A 14,338-nucleotide genomic window follows, 5' to 3' on the forward strand; every position below is an offset into this window, starting at 1 on the left:
GTCGCGGACGGTTGCCGGGCGAGCCGTCCGGGCAGCTTTTCAGGATCCGGCGGGCGCGTAAAGCAGCCGGTTGGCGGTGCCGCCCGGAACGCCCTTGAGCACGTCCGGCGTCGTCGCGCCCACCAGGGCGTCGTCCACCTGGGCGGGGGTGTCGCCCGGGTGCTGCGCGCGGTAGCGGGCGGCCACGCCGGCCGCGAACGCCGCCGCCATCGACGTGCCGGACTCCGGGCCCGCGCCGGTGCCGCCGGCGATCGGGCACGGGATGTCGGCCCCCGGGGCGTACAGGTCGACGGCCTGCCCCGAGTTGGCCGTCCTGTCCGGCTGGTCCTGGGCATCGGAGGCGGCGACGGTCAGCGCCTCGGGCACCCGGCCCGGCGAGAAGCCACCCGCGTCGGCGGTCTCACCGCCCGCGGGAACGGCGATGGGCACCACCTCGGCCAGCCGCTTCACGGCGGCGTCGAGCTGGTCGTTCGGCGCCCCGCCGATGCCGAGCAGGGCGACGGCGGGCTGCTGGGCGTTCTGCGCGACCCAGTCGATGCCGGCGATGATCCGGTCGACGGCGCCCCCGCCGCCGGAGTCGAGCACGCGCACGGGCACGATCTGGGCCCCCTTGGCGACGCCGTAGTCCTTGCCGGCGGCGATGCCGGCGAGCCGGGTGCCGTGGCCGTTGGTGTCGCTGGTGTCGGAGCCGCCGTCGAGGAAGTCCCGCCCGGGCGCGACCCGGCCCTGGAAGTCGGGGTGCTTCGCGTCGACGCCGCTGTCGATGACGTAGATGGTGACGCCCGAGCCGTCGCTCGCGTAGTGGTAGGCGTGGTCGAGGCCGGTGCGCTGGTCGATCCGGTCCAGCCCCCAGCTGGGCGGATCGGGCTGCACGCCGCCGGCGGAGACCGGCACGGCGAGCACGGCGACGGCCGCGAGAAGCATCCTCATGATCGTCGTGGTACCCCGGCGGTGTCCGGACGACAACTCGCAGCTGTCGCCCGTTCGGCTGATTCCGCCGGGCCGGCACCGCGGTCTGGACCGCCGCCGGGCGCGGCAGGGCCCGCCGGCGGTGGCTCGTCGCCAGGTACAGCGGTCGGCGAGCACCCCGTCGCGTCACGGCGAACAGCCGACTGGGCCCACCTACTCAGCCACCGACCGGAAAATCGTTTCCTGCTTCTCCAGGCAGACGACCGCGTCGAACGCCGAAGCGACATCGACCGGCACCGCCGTGTGCGCGTGCCGGATGCCCGACGCCTCGGGACGCGCGACCACGCACGGTGCCCGCGACGCCAGCGCCGCCTCGACGCTGCCTTCCGCGGGCTCGCCGAGCGCCTGCTCGAACATCCGGAACCCCAGCGGGAACGCCGGATCGGGCGCCAGGCCGGTCGTCGTCCCCGAGACGGCGGTCAACGCGAGCGCGAAGTAGCGATCGCCCAGCTCGGCGGCCAGGTGCGTGCCCGCGGACGGCGCCGTCATGCCCGGCATGGGCGAGAACGGGACGCGCTGCAGGTGTCCGTTGTGGATCATCAGGACGATCTTCTCGCCGGGGAAACGCCGGCGCAGCAGCCGCACGGTGGCCGCCATGTACGTGTCCCGCGACGAGCTCTGCGGCTCCGGCGCCCGCCCGGCCATCAGGGCCGCCAGCTCGCGCAGGTACAGGTCGACGCGCAGCGCGCCCTCCGCGTCGTGCGCGGCTTCGGGCGCCAGCGACTCGACGTGTCCTTTGAGGACGGTCAGCGCCACGGTGGCCGCGTCCCGCGCCGCGGCGTCCATCTCCTGGTAGCGGCCCGGCGCGACCGCGCTGCTCACCGACGCGTACGGCGCGCAGGCCGCCAGCGCGGTGTCCACAAGGGACGCATTGGCGGGATCCACCCGCGACAGGACTTCGCGCACGGCCTGCAGCGCGGGCACCGGCGAGCCCGCCGAACCCGGCACGTCCAGGCCCGCGAACCGGACGCCGCGGCCGCGCAGCCAGGTCAGCATCCCGTGCACCTCGGCCGAGTCGCCGAGGCCGAATGTGAAGCCGTCACGCGCGATGTCGGCGACCTCGCCCGGGCCGCCCCGCAGCCACGCGTCGACCAGGCGCCCCTCCGGGAAACCGCCCTCGAACCCGAGCACGGTGAACCCGCGTGCGGTGACCAGGTGCCGCAGGAGGCGGTCGCGCAGCACGCCGAACTCGCGGATGTGGTGGTTGTTCTCGCCGATCGCGACGACTTCGGCGTCGCCGATCAGGGCGGCGATCCCGGCAACGTCGACGGTTCCTGTCATACTGGAGACACTAACGCAACAGGAGTAGCAGTTGGCCACCGAGATTTCCGGGACCAGGCGCCCGGGCGGCCGCACCGAGCGGACCCGCCTGGCCGCGCTCGACGCCACCCTCGAGCTGCTCGGCGAACGCGGGTACGCGGAGCTGACCGTCGAGGCGGTCGCCGAACGCTCGGGCGTGCACAAGACGACGCTGTACCGCCGCTGGGAGTCCGCCGAAGGCCTGGTCGCGGCGGCCCTGCAGATGGGCACCGAGCAGGAGTGGGCCGCCCCGGACACCGGTTCCCTCGAAGGCGACCTGCGCGGGATCAACCTGGAGCTGGTGCGCTACTTCACCACGCCGGGCGAGCGCGAGCTCCCGACGGCGTCGATCTCGGCCGCGTTCCTCTCCGCGCGCGCCGCCGACGCCCTGCAGGAGTTCTACGTCGACCGCCACGCCCGCTCGGCCACCGCCGTGCACCGCGCGATCGAGCGCGGCGAGGTCCCGCCCGGCACCGACCCCGTGGAGGTGGTCCGGGTGGCCTGCGGGCCGATCTTCTACCGGCTGTTCGTCTCCCGGGAAGGCGTGACGCCGGCCGACGCCGCCATCGCCGCGAAAGCCGCCGCGGCCGCCGCGAAAGCCGGCGTGTTCACGGCGACGGACGGCGGAACCGCATCTCCGCCGGCGTGACGCGCCCTCGTCGATCGTCGCGGTTCGGCGGGCGCCGTCGTCCACCCAGCCCTGCCGGACGAACCCCGCGATGACGCCGCCTTCCTCGGCGACCAGCTTCCGGCCGCCGTGGCCGGGCGGATCAGCTCTTCTCCAGGTACTCCGCGCGGTCGACGTCGACGACGTCACCGACCATCTGCGCCAGGCCGCGGTACTTCGTCAGCTCCGGGTCCTTCTCGACGATCTCCTGCGCGCTCTGGCGGGACGCGGCGATGACGTCCTCGTCCCGCAGCAGCGACAGCAGCTTCAGCGTGGACCGCTTCCCGGACTGCGCGGCGCCGAGGATGTCGCCTTCGCGGCGCAGCTCCAGGTCCAGCCGCGACAGCTCGAAGCCGTCCGTCGTGGACTCGACCGCCGCCAGCCGCTCGCGCGTCGCCGTGCCGTCGAGGGTTTCGGTGACCAGCAGGCACAACCCCGGCACGCTGCCCCGGCCGACGCGGCCGCGCAGCTGGTGCAGCTGGCTGACGCCGAAGCGGTCGGCGTCCATGATCACCATCGCGGTCGCGTTCGGCACGTTCACGCCGACCTCGATGACGGTGGTGGCCACCAGGACGTCCAGCTTGGCCGCGGAGAACGCGCGCATCACGGCGTCCTTGTCGTCGGGCGGCATCCGGCCGTGCAGCACGCCGATCTTCAGGCCGTGCAGCGGCCCGTGCTCCAGCTCGGGCGCGACTTCGAGGACGGCCAGCGGCGGCCGCTTGTCGCTCTTGTCCGACGGCGGCTCGTCGCCGATCCGCGGGCAGACGACGTACGCCTGGTGCCCCTTGCCGACCTCTTCGCGCACCCGCTGCCAGATCCGCTCGAACCAGGCCGGCTTCTCGGCGACCGGCACGACCGTGGTGGCGATCGGCGACCGCCCGACCGGCATCTCGCGCAGCGCCGAGACCTCCAGGTCGCCGTACACGGTCATGGCGACCGTGCGCGGGATCGGCGTCGCGGTCATGACGAGCACGTGCGGGCTGGTGTCGCCGGCGCCGCGGGTGCGCAGCGCGTCCCGCTGTTCGACGCCGAACCGGTGCTGCTCGTCGACGACGGCCAGGCCGAGGTCGGCGAACTCGACGTGGTCCTGGATCAGCGCGTGCGTGCCGACCACGATGCCCGCCTCGCCGCTGACGATCTCCAGCAGCGCCTTCTTGCGCTCCTTCGCGCCCATCGACCCGGTGAGCAGCGTGACGCGCGTGGCGTTTTCGGCCGCGCCGAGCTCGCCCGCCTGGCCGAGGTCGCCGAGCATCTCCCGCAGCGACCGCGCGTGCTGCGCGGCCAGCACCTCGGTCGGCGCCAGCATCGCGGTCTGCCGCCCGTTGTCGACGACCTGCAGCATCGCCCGCAACGCGACGACCGTCTTGCCGGAACCGACCTCGCCCTGCAGCAGCCGGTTCATCGGGTGCTCGGACGCGAGGTCCGCGGCGATCTCGTCGCCGATCCCCCGCTGGCCCGCGGTCAGGTCGAACGGCAGCCGCTTGTCGAAGGCGTCCATCAGGCCGCCGCTGACGTGCGGGTTCGGCTTGGCCGGGCGCGAGATGGCCGAGTGGCGCCGCTGCGCGAAGATCAGCTGGACGGCCATGGCTTCGTCCCACTTGAGCCGCTTCTTCGACGCCTCCAGGTGCGCCCAGTTCTCCGGGCGGTGGATGCCGCGCAGCGCGTTGTCCAGGTCGGCCAGCTTGTGCAGCCGCCGCAGCTCGGCGGGCATCGGGTCGTCGTCGACCTCGAGGACGTCCAGGACCTGGCGCACGCACTTGGCGATCGACCAGGTCGGCATGCCCTGCGCCGCCGGGTACACCGGGATGATCGCGGCGAGGAAGTTGTCCATCGCCTCGGCTTCGTTCTCGGCGTCGAACAGCTCGTACTCGGGGTTGGTCAGCTGCAGGGTGTCGCGGAAGGCGGACACCTTGCCGGCGAACAGCCCGGTCTTGCCCGGCACGAGGTCCTTCTCGCGCCACGCCTGGTTGAAGAACGCGCAGGTCAGCCGGCGTTTCCCGTCGGTGATGACCATGTCGAGGATGGTCCCGTTGCGGGCCTTCATCCGCCGCTTGCTGACCTTTTCGATGCGCGCCAGCACGGTCGCGTGCTCGCCCAGCTCGAGCCCGTGGATGTCGGTGAGCTCGCCGCGCTCGGCGTAGCGGCGCGGGTAGTGGCGCAGCAGGTCGCTGACCGTTTCGATGTCCAACGACGTGGCGAGCGCCTTCGCCGTCTTGGCGCCCAGCAGCAGCGGCAGCTTGTCGCGCAGTCCGGCCATCTCGCTATTCGACTCCCATCAGCAGCACGGCGTCCGCCTGGCCGCTGGCGTAGCTGGTCAGCTCCACCTCGGGGTGCTCCACCCGCAGCTGCTCCGCGAGCTCTTCGGCGACCCCCGGCGGGGCGGCGGCGCCGCTCAGCACCGTCACCAGCTCGCCGCCGAGCGCCAGCATCCGGTTCAGCACCTTCATCGCGGCCGCGACCAGGTTGGTCTCGGACGCGGGCGCGGGCTCGATCAGCACCACCTCGTCGTCGACCAGGCCGACCACGTCACCGGACTGGGCCCGGCCCACCCAGGTTAGCGACTCCTCCTGCGCGATCCGCAGTTCGCCACGCCTGGTCGCGGCGGCCGCTTCGGCCATCGCGACGACGTCGTCGTTGGTGCGGCGCCCGGCGTCGTGCACGGCGAGGGCGGCCAGCACCTGCACCGGCGACGCGCACGGGATGACCACGACGTCCCGGTCGGCGGCCATCGCGTGCCCGGCGGCGGTGTCGGCCGCGGCGGTGAGCGCGACGCTGCCCGGCAGCACGGTCACCTGCCGCCCGGCGGCCTCGTTGAGCAGGCCGATCACGTCTTCGACGCTCGGCGTCCCGCCCTCGGGCACGGCCAGCACCGGGATGCTCTCGGCGCGCAGCAGCTCGGCCAGCGCGCCGCCGTGGACGACGGCGACGACCGTGCGGTCGATCCCGCCGCCGGGCTCGATCGGCGTCGGCGTGAGCAGCGGTTCCACGCGGATCCGGCGCGGCCGGCCGAGCGCGAGCCCGGCCTCGATGGCGGCGCCGATGTCGGCGCAGTGGACGTGCACGGCGTGGGCGCCCGAGCCGTCGCCGGCCACCGTGACGCTGTCCCCGAGGCCGCTGAGCTCCTTCTGCAGGGTCGGCAGGCTCGCCTCGTCGACGCCGTCCAGGAGGTACATGACCTCCCAGGCGTAGGCCTCGGCGGTTCCGGTGTGGACTTCGAGGGCGTGGTCCTGCCGGACGGGAGCGCCGGTGAGCACGGCGACCAGCGCGTCGAGCACGGCGACCAAGCCGCGCGCCCCGGCGTCGACGACCCCGGCCCTGGCCAGCGCGGGCAGCTGCTCGGGCGTCTTCTCGAGGGCGTGCGCGGCCTCTTTCGCGGCCTTTGCGGCGATTTCGGGCAGCGGGCTCGTGTCGCCGCGGACGGCGAGGGCGACGGCGTGCAGGACGGTCAGGATGGTCCCGGCGACCGGGCGGCTGACGGCGCCGGTGGCGACCTCGTCGGCGTGGCCCAGCGCCTTCGCCAGCCAGGCGCCGTCCAGGTCGCCTTCGGCGCGGTCGGCGAGCCCGCGCACGACCTGGGAAAGGATCACGCCGGAGTTGCCCTTCGCGGAGGCGACCGCTCCGCGCGCGAGGATCTTCAGCGCATCGGCGGCGGTTTCCGGGGCCGCTCCGGAAAGTTCCCGGGCCGCGCCGGTCATCGTGAAGAGCATGTTGGAGCCGGTGTCGGAATCGGCGACGGGGTAGACGTTGATCTCGTCGATGGCCGGGCGCAGGCTCGCCAGGCTGTGCACACAGCCCGCCGCCCAGGCCGCCACCGCCGCCGCGTCCAGCACCCGCACCCCGTAACCTCCTCCCGGTCCCCGGGCAGCGTATCGACCCGGTGCCGGGGGCCTCGATCGCAGTAGTTACTATGGTCGAGTTGCCCAGTCCGTCTGGGCTCATCTCTATGACCCAGATCCAAAGGAGTTCGACGTGGCTGCCGTGTGCGACGTCTGTGGCAAGGGACCCGGCTTCGGCAAGTCGGTCTCGCACTCCCACCGCCGTACCAACCGCCGGTGGAACCCGAACATCCAGACCGTCCACGCCAAGGTGGGTGTGTCCCAGCGCAAGCGCCTGAACGTGTGCACCTCGTGCATCAAGGCGGGCAAGGTCGTTCGCGGCTGAGGCGAGAAGAGTTCGAATGGCGGGTGCTCCTCGGAGCACCCGCCATTTTCTTTACTTCAAGAAGTCCGTCAGCAACGGCTTCAGCGTCTCCGGGTACTGCAGCACCCCGTGGTCCTGCCCGTCCAGAGTCTCGTGCCGGGCACCCGGCACCGCTTCGGCCGCCACGCGGGCACCCGCCTGCAGTTCCTCCGGGCTGGCGCCGCCGCCGATCACCAGGGCCGGGACCGCAATCTTCGCCAGGTGCTCCAGGCGGGGACGGGCACCCGGGCCGCAGATCGTCAGGTCGTACGGGAGTGTGTGCGCCAGCGCGGTGAACCAGCCCCACACCGGGGCCTGCTTCATCCCCTCGACCATCTCTTCCGGCGTGCCCGCGACCATCAGGAACGTCTTCACCGCGCCGTCGCGGTCACCCGCCGCGAGCTGGGCCTGCACCTGCCCGAGGACGTCGCCCCGCTCCTGCTCCGGCGTCGCGTACGGCGGCTCGTAGGCCACCACGCGGTCGATGCCGATCCCCGCCGCGGCCGCCTCCAGGGCCAGGATCGCGCCCGAGGAGTGCCCGAACACCGACGCCGTCCCACCCACGTGGGTGATCAGCGCCGCGAGGTCTTCGATCTCGCGCTCGACGGCGTACCCGGCGGCGTCGCCGGAGTCACCGCGGCCGCGGCGGTCGTAGACGATCGTGGTGAAGTCGCCGGCCAGGACCTCGGCCAGGCCCACCGTGGTCGACCGGTCGTTGAACGCGCCGCCGACCAGGATCACCGGCGGGCCGTCGCCGCGCTGCTCGAAGAAGAGGGTCGTGCCGTCGGCCGATGTGACGTTCATGGGATGTCCTCCAAGGTCCGTTCTACCCCCTGGTCGGAGCCGTCACACCGATCCGGACACCGATCTTCAGGGAAGTTTCCAGTCCACCGGTGCCGCGCCCTGCTGCTCCAGGAGCTGGTTGGCGCGGCTGAACGGCCGCGAGCCGAAGAAGCCGTTGTGCGCCGAGAGCGGGCTCGGGTGCGCGGACTCGATGCACGGCACCTCGCCGAGCATCGGGCGCAGGTTGCGCGCGTTGCGGCCCCACAGGATCGCCACCATCGGCTCGGACCGGGCCGCGAGGGCCTTGATCGCCTGCTCGGTGACCGCCTCCCAGCCCTTGCCCTGGTGCGAGTTCGACTTCCCGGGCTGCACGGTCAACGACCGGTTGAGCAGCAGCACGCCCTGCTCGGCCCACGGCGTCAGATCGCCGTTCGACGGCAGCGGGTGACCGAGGTCCTCGGTGTACTCCTTGTAGATGTTGATCAGGCTCTTCGGGATCGGCCGGACGTCCGGCGCCACCGAAAAGCTCAAACCCACCGCGTGCCCCGGCGTCGGGTACGGGTCCTGGCCGACGATCAGCACGCGGACGTCGTGGAACGGCTGCTGGAACGCCCGCAGCACGTGCTCACCCGCCGGCAGGTAGGTGCGGCCCGCGGCGATCTCCGCGCGGAGGAACTCCCCCATCGCGGCGACCTGCGGCGCCACCGGTTCGAGGGCTTGCGCCCAGCCTGCCTCGACGATGTCCTGCAGCGGTCGTGCGGTCACGGCGCGCAAGCCTACCGGGCGTGGCCGGCGTCACCCGAGCGGGTCGAGCCGCCTCAGTTCGGTCCGGAACCGCCGGGCCCGCTGCACGTACGAATCGACGACGAGGGCGATGTTCTCCGCGCTGAACGAGGTGTTCTTCCGCGTCTTCCCCGGCACCCCGAGGGCGATCTCGCCGGTCTTCACGTGGGAGCCGTACGACAGCACCGCACCCGCGCCGACCATGCCGCCGTCCTCGACGACCGAGCCGTTCAGCACCACCGAACCGGACGCGATCAGGCAGCCGGTGCCGATCGTCGCGCCCTCGATGTGCACCGCGTGGCCGACCGCCGACGACGGCCCGAGGATCGTCGGGTGCCGCTCGGTGCAGTGCACGACACAGCCGTCCTGGACGCATGCGCGCTCGCCGATCTCGATGTACCCGTGGTCGCCGCGCAGGACGGTCTGCGGCCACACCGAGGCGTGCGCGCCGATCCGGACGTCGCCGATGATCGTGGCGTCCGGGTGGACGTAGGCGTCGGGGTGGATCGTCGGTTCGAGCTCACCGAGTGCGTAGATGGCCATGCCGCCTCCGAATGACTGCGGTTTCACTTCCGGTGCGATTGGATCACGGCATCGCCACCAACCCGAAGACCAGCCCGCTCGTGCTCCTCCTCGTCGTGCTGACGTGGCTGCTCAGCCTGCCCGTGGCGACCCCCGCGCTCGCCAACGGCCTGGCCGGCACCCCGCCGATGGGCTGGAACAGCTGGAACCAGGTCCGCTGCTACGACCTCACCGAGGACGTCGTGCGCAAGGCGGCCGACGCGCTCGCCGACACCGGCCTGCGTGACGCGGGTTACAAGTACGTCGTCGTCGACGACTGCTGGCAGGCCCCCACCCGCGCCGCCGACGGCTCGCTGCAGGCGGACCCGAAGCGGTTCCCGCACGGCATCGCCGACCTCGCCGACTACGTCCACTCCCGCGGCCTGCTGTTCGGCATCTACGCCGTGCCCGGCAGCCGGACCTGCGCGATGGCGAACGACGCCTACCCGGCGGCCGGCATCGGCTCGCTCGGGCACGAACGCCAGGACGCCGAGGCGTTCGACCGGTGGGGCGTCGACTACCTCAAGTACGACTGGTGCAACGCCGACACCGTCGACGGCCTCGACCGGAAAGCCGCGTTCGAGAAGATGCGCGACGAGCTCGCCGCGCTGCCCCGCCCGATCGTCTACGCGATCTCCGAATACGGCGTCTCCAGCCCGTGGACCTGGGCGCGGCCGGTGGCGAACCTCTGGCGCACCACCTACGACCTGGTCCCGACCTGGGATTCGGTGCTCGAGACGATCGACCGGCAGGCCGCCGTCGCCGTGCACAGCGGCTCGCCCGGCGGCTGGAACGACCCGGACATGCTGCAGGTCGGCAACGGCACCCTGACCGCCGACGAATCCCGCGCGCACTTCAGCGTCTGGGCCGTGCTGAACGCGCCGCTGTTCGCCGGCACCGACCCGGCGAAGCTCGGCGACACCGACCTCGCGACGCTCGGCAACGCCGAAACGATCGCCGTCGACCAGGACTTCGCGGGCGGCCAGGGCCGGCGGCTCGCCGCGGGCCCCGGCTACCAGGTGTGGGGAAAACCCTTGTCCGGCGGCGGTTTCGCGGTGGTGCTGCTCAACACCGGCAGCACCACCGCGACCGTGTCGGCGGACATCCCGGGCACCTGGGCGGTCCGGGACCTCGGGGCCCACCAGGACCTCGGCTCCGGCGTCTCGGCGACCCTGCGCCCGCACGCGGCGGCCCTGCTGAAGCTCACGCCGAGGTGAGGTCCTTGCCGTAGCACCGGCTTTCCGGCTCGTTCCGGTAGACGCCGAACTTCGGGATCTCGACGTACCCCGACGACGTGTACAGCGCGATGGCTTCCGGCTGCTTGGTCCCGGTTTCCAGGACGGCGCGCTTGCGGCCGGACAGCGCCGCGGTGCGTTCCAGTTCGAACAGGATCATCCGCGCGAACCCGCGTCCGCGGGCGGCGTCGGAGACGTACATCCGCTTGAATTCGGCGTCGCCGGGCCGGAAGTCGGGCTCCGGGCCGTCGTGGGCGCGCCACGCCCCGCAGGCGACCGCTTCCTCGCCCTGGTAGCCGACGAGGAACAGGCCCTGCGGCGGATCGAAGTCGGCCGGGGTCATCGGGGTGATGTCCTCGCTGCCGTAGCGCTCGACGTACACCTGCTGCACCGCGGCCATCAGCTTGGCCGCGTCGGGATGGTCGTAGGGGACCGGAACGATTCTCACGCTTCCCGAGCCTAGATCAGCGCCAGTGCGTCCAGCCGCCTTCTCGCGAAAACGGTTTCCCGTCGACGGTGATCCCCGAGCCGGCCATCGTGACGACGCCGATGGTGCGCCAGCCGTCCGGGAGCTCGGTGAAGGGCGGGAAGGTGGCCGCCAGTGCGTGGTCCTCGCCACCGGTCAGCACCCAGTCCAGGGGGTCGGCGCCCAGCGCGGCGCCCACTTCGGTGAGGCGGGCGGGAACGTCGAGGCCGGCGGTGCGGACGTCGATGCCGACGTCCGACGCCTCGCCGATGTGGCCCAGGTCGGCGAGCAAGCCGTCGGAGACGTCGATCATCGCCGTGGCCCCGGCGAGGGCGGCGCGCGGGCCGGCCTCGTAGGGCGGTTCCGGGCAGCGCTGGGCGTTGACCACGCCGACCGGGGAGCGGAAGCCGCGGCCGAGCACGGCCAGGCCGGCGGCGGCCCAGCCGAGCCGCCCGTTGACCGCGACGAGGTCGCCGGGCCGGGCGCCCGAGCGCGTCACGGGCTCGCGGTCGCCGAGGTCGCCGAGCGCCGTGATGCTGATCACGAGCTGGTCCGCGCGGACCATGTCGCCGCCGGAGACGCCGATCCCGGCGCGTCCGGCCTCGGCCCACATGCCGTCGACGAGCGCCTTCACCACGTCGCTCGGGGTGTCGGACGGGCAGGCCAGGCCGACCAGGACGGTGGTCGGGGTGGCGCCCATGGCGGCGATGTCGGCCAGGTTGACCGCGACGGCCTTGCGCCCGACGTGCTCGGGCGAGGACCAGTCGAGCCGGAAGTGCACGCCCTGGACGAGCACGTCGGTGCTGGCGACCACCCGCCCGTCCGGGGCGGCGACGACGGCGGCGTCGTCACCCGGGCCGAGCAGGGTGCCCGGCGGCTGGCGCCGTCCTTCGGTGACGGCGCGGATGAGCGCGAACTCGCCGGTCTCGGCGACCGTTCCGTCGTTCGGTGACACCGGTCACCTCTGCTTTCTCTACCGGGACAAAGATCGATCACCGATAGTCGGATGCCCTATGTTTTTCCGTGAGCTGGCGATACGTTGCTGATGACGTTCCTACCTTGAGCCGATCGATCCCGACGAAAGGGCGCGCCGTGGTCCACGCATACATCCTCATCCAGACCGAGGTCGGCAAGGCGGCCGCGGTGGCTGCCGAGATCTCCAGCATCCCGGGTGTCACCAGCTCGGAGGATGTCACCGGACCGTACGACGTGATCGTCCGCGCGGCCGCCGACAACGTCGACCAGCTGGGCCAGCTCGTGGTCGCGAAGGTGCAGAACGTGGAGGGCATCACGCGGACGCTGACCTGCCCGGTGGTCCACCTCTGAGCAGCGACACGCTGGGGGACGACCCCCCAGACCCGCCGGAAAGGACTGCAGTGGTGTAGTGGCCGGGTGCCTGATCCCGACACCGGTGCCCCGCCGCGAGTGGTGCTCGTCGCCGCGGCCGCGCTCGCCGTGGCGCTGGCGGTCGCCGTCGCCGTGTTCGCCCTGACGCGACCGTCCCCCGCGGACTCGGCGGGGCCGCTGCCGCTGGTCCCCGTGCCGGCGCCCTTTGCGGGCTCGCCGGGGTGCACGACCCTCCTGGGCGCGGTGCCCACCGAGCTCACCTCGAACGGGACGGCGCTGAAGGTGCGCGCCCTGGCGTCCCCGGCGCCGCCCGCCACCGTGGCCTGGGGTTCCGGTGATCCGGTGGTGTTGCGCTGCGGCCTCGACCGGCCGCCGGAGCTGACGCCGTCGGCGCAGCTGCGGCTGGTGAACAAGGTGCAGTGGCTGCAGGTGCCGGGCGAGGGCGCGTCGACGTGGTACGTGGTGGACCGCGAGGTCTACGCGGCGCTGACGGTGCCGGACAGCGCCGGGACCGGGCCGCTGCAGGCCGTTTCGGACACGGTGGCCGCGAAGCTGCCCCCGCGGCCCCTGCGGTTCTCCTAGCTTCAGCGGAGCCCGGTTCCGCGGGCGATCGCCGTCTCGACGAGGGTGGTCAGCAGCGTCGCGTAGTCCATGCCGGTGACCTCCCACATTTTCGGGTAGGCGGACTTCGTCGTGAAGCCGGGCATGGTGTTGACCTCGTTGATGATCAGCTCGTGGTCTTCGGTGACGAAGAAGTCGACGCGCGCGAGCCCCTGGCAGTCCAGCGCCCGGAACGCTTCGACGGCCATCGCGCGCAGCTTCTCGGTGAGGGCGTCGTCGAGCTTGGCGGGGATGTCGAGCTCGGCGTCGTCCCCGAGGTACTTGGTTTCGAAGTCGTACCAGGCGTTTTCGTCCTCGGAAAGGACCCGGATCTCGGCGGGCAGCGAAGCTTCGACGCGGCCGTCGGGGAATTCCAGCACCCCGCACTCGACCTCCCGCCCGACGACGGCGGCCTCCACGAGCACCTTCGGATCGGTGGCCCGCGCGAGCGCGATGGCGGCGTCGAGCCCGGCCCAGTCCGCGACCCGCGAGATCCCGACGGAGCTCCCGGCCCGGGACGGCTTGACGAACACGGGCAGCCCGAGGGTTTCTTTCACCCGGTCGTCCAAAGTGGACTGGCCCCGCTTCAGCGCGGCGTAGGTCCCGACCGGAAGCCCTTCGGCGGCAAGGAGTTTCTTGGCGGTTTCCTTGTCCATGGCGGCGGCGCTGGCGAGCACCCCGGGCCCGACGTACGGGATGCCGGCGAGTTCGAGCAGACCCTGGATGGTGCCGTCCTCGCCGAAGGCGCCGTGCAGCACGGGGAAGACGACATCGACCCGGGACAGCATCTCGCTTTCCCGCCCGGGTTCGACCGCGACCAGCCCCTGGCTGGAGGGATCACCGGCGAGAACGAGCCCCTTCCCGTCATCGACGGAGGGCAGTTCCCGCCCGCGGATGGCGAGCTGCGCGGAGTCCCCGGTGCCGAGCACCCAGCGCCCTTCCCGGGTGATCCCGACGGGGACGGCCTCGAACCGTTCGGGATCGAGGTGACCCAGAACGCTGCCGGCGGACAGGCACGAGATGGTGTGCTCGCTGCTACGCCCACCGAACACGACGGCCACCCGGATCTTCTCGCTCATGGTGAGCCACCGTACCCGGTGACCTCGCGGAACAGCCGAGCCCGGTGCGGCGGACGGCGGCGGTGGAGCGATGAACGCAACTCGTGGGCGGGGTGGGGCGTCTAAGGTGTCGAGGGTGTGGTGTGCCCTTGGGGGTCTCGGGTTGTTTGGGCTTGGAGTCCGGTCTTTTCGGGCTTTTGGGTTTGCGGCTTTGCGCGCTCGGGGCTTGGGGGCTTTCGCTTCTGCGGGCTTCCTGGGCTCGGGGCTTGCCCTTCTGCAGACTTCCCGCGCTCCGGGCTTCTGCACATGGCGGCTTCCCGCGCTCCGGGCTTGCGGCTTTCGCTTCTGCGGGGCTTTCGCGTTCCAGCCTTCCGGGCTCCCGGCTCCCGGC

15 protein-coding genes are annotated in these 14,338 nt (G+C 72.4%); 5 read left to right on the top strand and 10 right to left on the bottom strand.

The window, feature by feature from the left end; translation table 11 throughout:
- Window positions 1-39: 39 nt before the first annotated feature.
- Window positions 40-924, bottom strand: coding sequence for a S8 family peptidase (locus tag C2L59_RS15870; RefSeq protein ID WP_103350277.1), 885 nt, complete (start codon window positions 922-924; stop codon window positions 40-42).
- A gap of 198 nt (window positions 925-1,122) precedes the next feature.
- On the bottom strand, window positions 1,123-2,250 hold the full coding sequence (locus C2L59_RS15875) for an erythromycin esterase family protein (RefSeq protein WP_103350278.1): 1,128 nt from the start codon (window positions 2,248-2,250) through the stop codon (window positions 1,123-1,125).
- A 31-nt stretch (window positions 2,251-2,281) separates the two neighbouring features.
- Here C2L59_RS15875 and C2L59_RS15880 point away from each other — a divergent pair, with 31 nt between their 5' ends.
- Window positions 2,282-2,917, top strand: coding sequence for a TetR/AcrR family transcriptional regulator (locus tag C2L59_RS15880; RefSeq protein ID WP_103350279.1), 636 nt, complete (start codon window positions 2,282-2,284; stop codon window positions 2,915-2,917).
- Between the two features lie 121 nt (window positions 2,918-3,038).
- Here C2L59_RS15880 and recG read toward each other — a convergent pair whose 3' ends face one another.
- On the bottom strand, window positions 3,039-5,192 hold the full coding sequence (recG, locus tag C2L59_RS15885) for an ATP-dependent DNA helicase RecG (RefSeq protein ID WP_103350280.1): 2,154 nt from the start codon (window positions 5,190-5,192) through the stop codon (window positions 3,039-3,041).
- 4 nt (window positions 5,193-5,196) lie between these two features.
- Window positions 5,197-6,771, bottom strand: a complete 1,575-nt coding sequence (locus C2L59_RS15890; protein WP_103350281.1) for a DAK2 domain-containing protein — start codon at window positions 6,769-6,771, stop codon at window positions 5,197-5,199.
- Window positions 6,772-6,904: 133 nt separating this feature from the next.
- Here C2L59_RS15890 and rpmB point away from each other — a divergent pair, with 133 nt between their 5' ends.
- Window positions 6,905-7,096 (top strand): 50S ribosomal protein L28, encoded by a 192-nt coding sequence (gene rpmB / locus C2L59_RS15895; RefSeq protein WP_003091970.1) that lies wholly within the window; start codon window positions 6,905-6,907, stop codon window positions 7,094-7,096.
- A 51-nt stretch (window positions 7,097-7,147) separates the two neighbouring features.
- Here rpmB and C2L59_RS15900 read toward each other — a convergent pair whose 3' ends face one another.
- The 3 genes from C2L59_RS15900 to C2L59_RS15910 all read right to left on the bottom strand — a co-directional run bounded on the left by C2L59_RS15900 (window position 7,148) and on the right by C2L59_RS15910 (window position 9,223).
- Window positions 7,148-7,918, bottom strand: coding sequence for an alpha/beta fold hydrolase (locus C2L59_RS15900; RefSeq protein ID WP_103350282.1), 771 nt, complete (start codon window positions 7,916-7,918; stop codon window positions 7,148-7,150).
- Window positions 7,919-7,984: 66 nt separating this feature from the next.
- Window positions 7,985-8,662, bottom strand: a complete 678-nt coding sequence (locus tag C2L59_RS15905; protein WP_103350283.1) for a uracil-DNA glycosylase — start codon at window positions 8,660-8,662, stop codon at window positions 7,985-7,987.
- 30 nt (window positions 8,663-8,692) lie between these two features.
- Window positions 8,693-9,223 (bottom strand): gamma carbonic anhydrase family protein, encoded by a 531-nt coding sequence (locus tag C2L59_RS15910; protein WP_103350284.1) that lies wholly within the window; start codon window positions 9,221-9,223, stop codon window positions 8,693-8,695.
- Window positions 9,224-9,255: 32 nt separating this feature from the next.
- Here C2L59_RS15910 and C2L59_RS15915 point away from each other — a divergent pair, with 32 nt between their 5' ends.
- The gene (locus C2L59_RS15915) at window positions 9,256-10,458 is read left to right on the top strand and encodes a glycoside hydrolase family 27 protein (protein ID WP_103350285.1); all 1,203 of its coding nucleotides are present in this window, start codon (window positions 9,256-9,258) and stop codon (window positions 10,456-10,458) included.
- Here C2L59_RS15915 and C2L59_RS15920 read toward each other — a convergent pair.
- Both C2L59_RS15920 and C2L59_RS15925 read right to left on the bottom strand, forming a co-directional pair.
- Complete coding sequence (locus C2L59_RS15920; RefSeq protein WP_103350286.1) at window positions 10,445-10,924, bottom strand: GNAT family N-acetyltransferase; 480 nt, start codon at window positions 10,922-10,924, stop codon at window positions 10,445-10,447. The genes C2L59_RS15915 and C2L59_RS15920 overlap by 14 nt on opposite strands.
- 16 nt (window positions 10,925-10,940) lie before the next feature.
- The gene (locus C2L59_RS15925) at window positions 10,941-11,897 is read right to left on the bottom strand and encodes a thiamine-phosphate kinase (protein ID WP_103350287.1); all 957 of its coding nucleotides are present in this window, start codon (window positions 11,895-11,897) and stop codon (window positions 10,941-10,943) included.
- 137 nt (window positions 11,898-12,034) lie between these two features.
- On the opposite strand from C2L59_RS15925, the gene C2L59_RS15930 reads away from it, so the two are divergent.
- Window positions 12,035-12,268, top strand: a complete 234-nt coding sequence (locus C2L59_RS15930; RefSeq protein ID WP_003091994.1) for an Lrp/AsnC family transcriptional regulator — start codon at window positions 12,035-12,037, stop codon at window positions 12,266-12,268.
- Window positions 12,269-12,334: 66 nt separating this feature from the next.
- Window positions 12,335-12,871 (top strand): DUF3515 domain-containing protein, encoded by a 537-nt coding sequence (locus C2L59_RS15935; protein ID WP_199199098.1) that lies wholly within the window; start codon window positions 12,335-12,337, stop codon window positions 12,869-12,871.
- A gap of 2 nt (window positions 12,872-12,873) precedes the next feature.
- Here the strand turns inward: C2L59_RS15935 and C2L59_RS15940 are convergent, their stop codons facing one another.
- Entirely contained in the window at window positions 12,874-13,968 is a 1,095-nt protein-coding gene (locus tag C2L59_RS15940) for a D-alanine--D-alanine ligase family protein (protein WP_103350289.1), read from the bottom strand.
- Window positions 13,969-14,338: the final 370 nt, after the last annotated feature.

The sequence above is a fragment of the Amycolatopsis sp. CA-128772 genome (assembly GCF_002904295.1).
GTDB lineage: Bacteria > Actinomycetota > Actinomycetes > Mycobacteriales > Pseudonocardiaceae > Amycolatopsis.

Bases quoted from the DNA above. Each gene is read 5' to 3' on its own strand.
- C2L59_RS15900 (WP_103350282.1), bottom strand. From the start codon at position 7,918: ATGAACGTCACATCGGCCGACGGCACGACCCTCTTCTTCGAGCAGCGC.
- recG (WP_103350280.1), bottom strand. From the start codon at position 5,192: ATGGCCGGACTGCGCGACAAGCTGCCGCTGCTGCTGGGCGCCAAGACG.
- C2L59_RS15870 (WP_103350277.1), bottom strand. From the start codon at position 924: ATGCTTCTCGCGGCCGTCGCCGTGCTCGCCGTGCCGGTCTCCGCCGGC.
- C2L59_RS15875 (WP_103350278.1), bottom strand. From the start codon at position 2,250: ATGACAGGAACCGTCGACGTTGCCGGGATCGCCGCCCTGATCGGCGAC.
- C2L59_RS15940 (WP_103350289.1), bottom strand. From the start codon at position 13,968: ATGAGCGAGAAGATCCGGGTGGCCGTCGTGTTCGGTGGGCGTAGCAGC.
- C2L59_RS15910 (WP_103350284.1), bottom strand. From the start codon at position 9,223: ATGGCCATCTACGCACTCGGTGAGCTCGAACCGACGATCCACCCCGAC.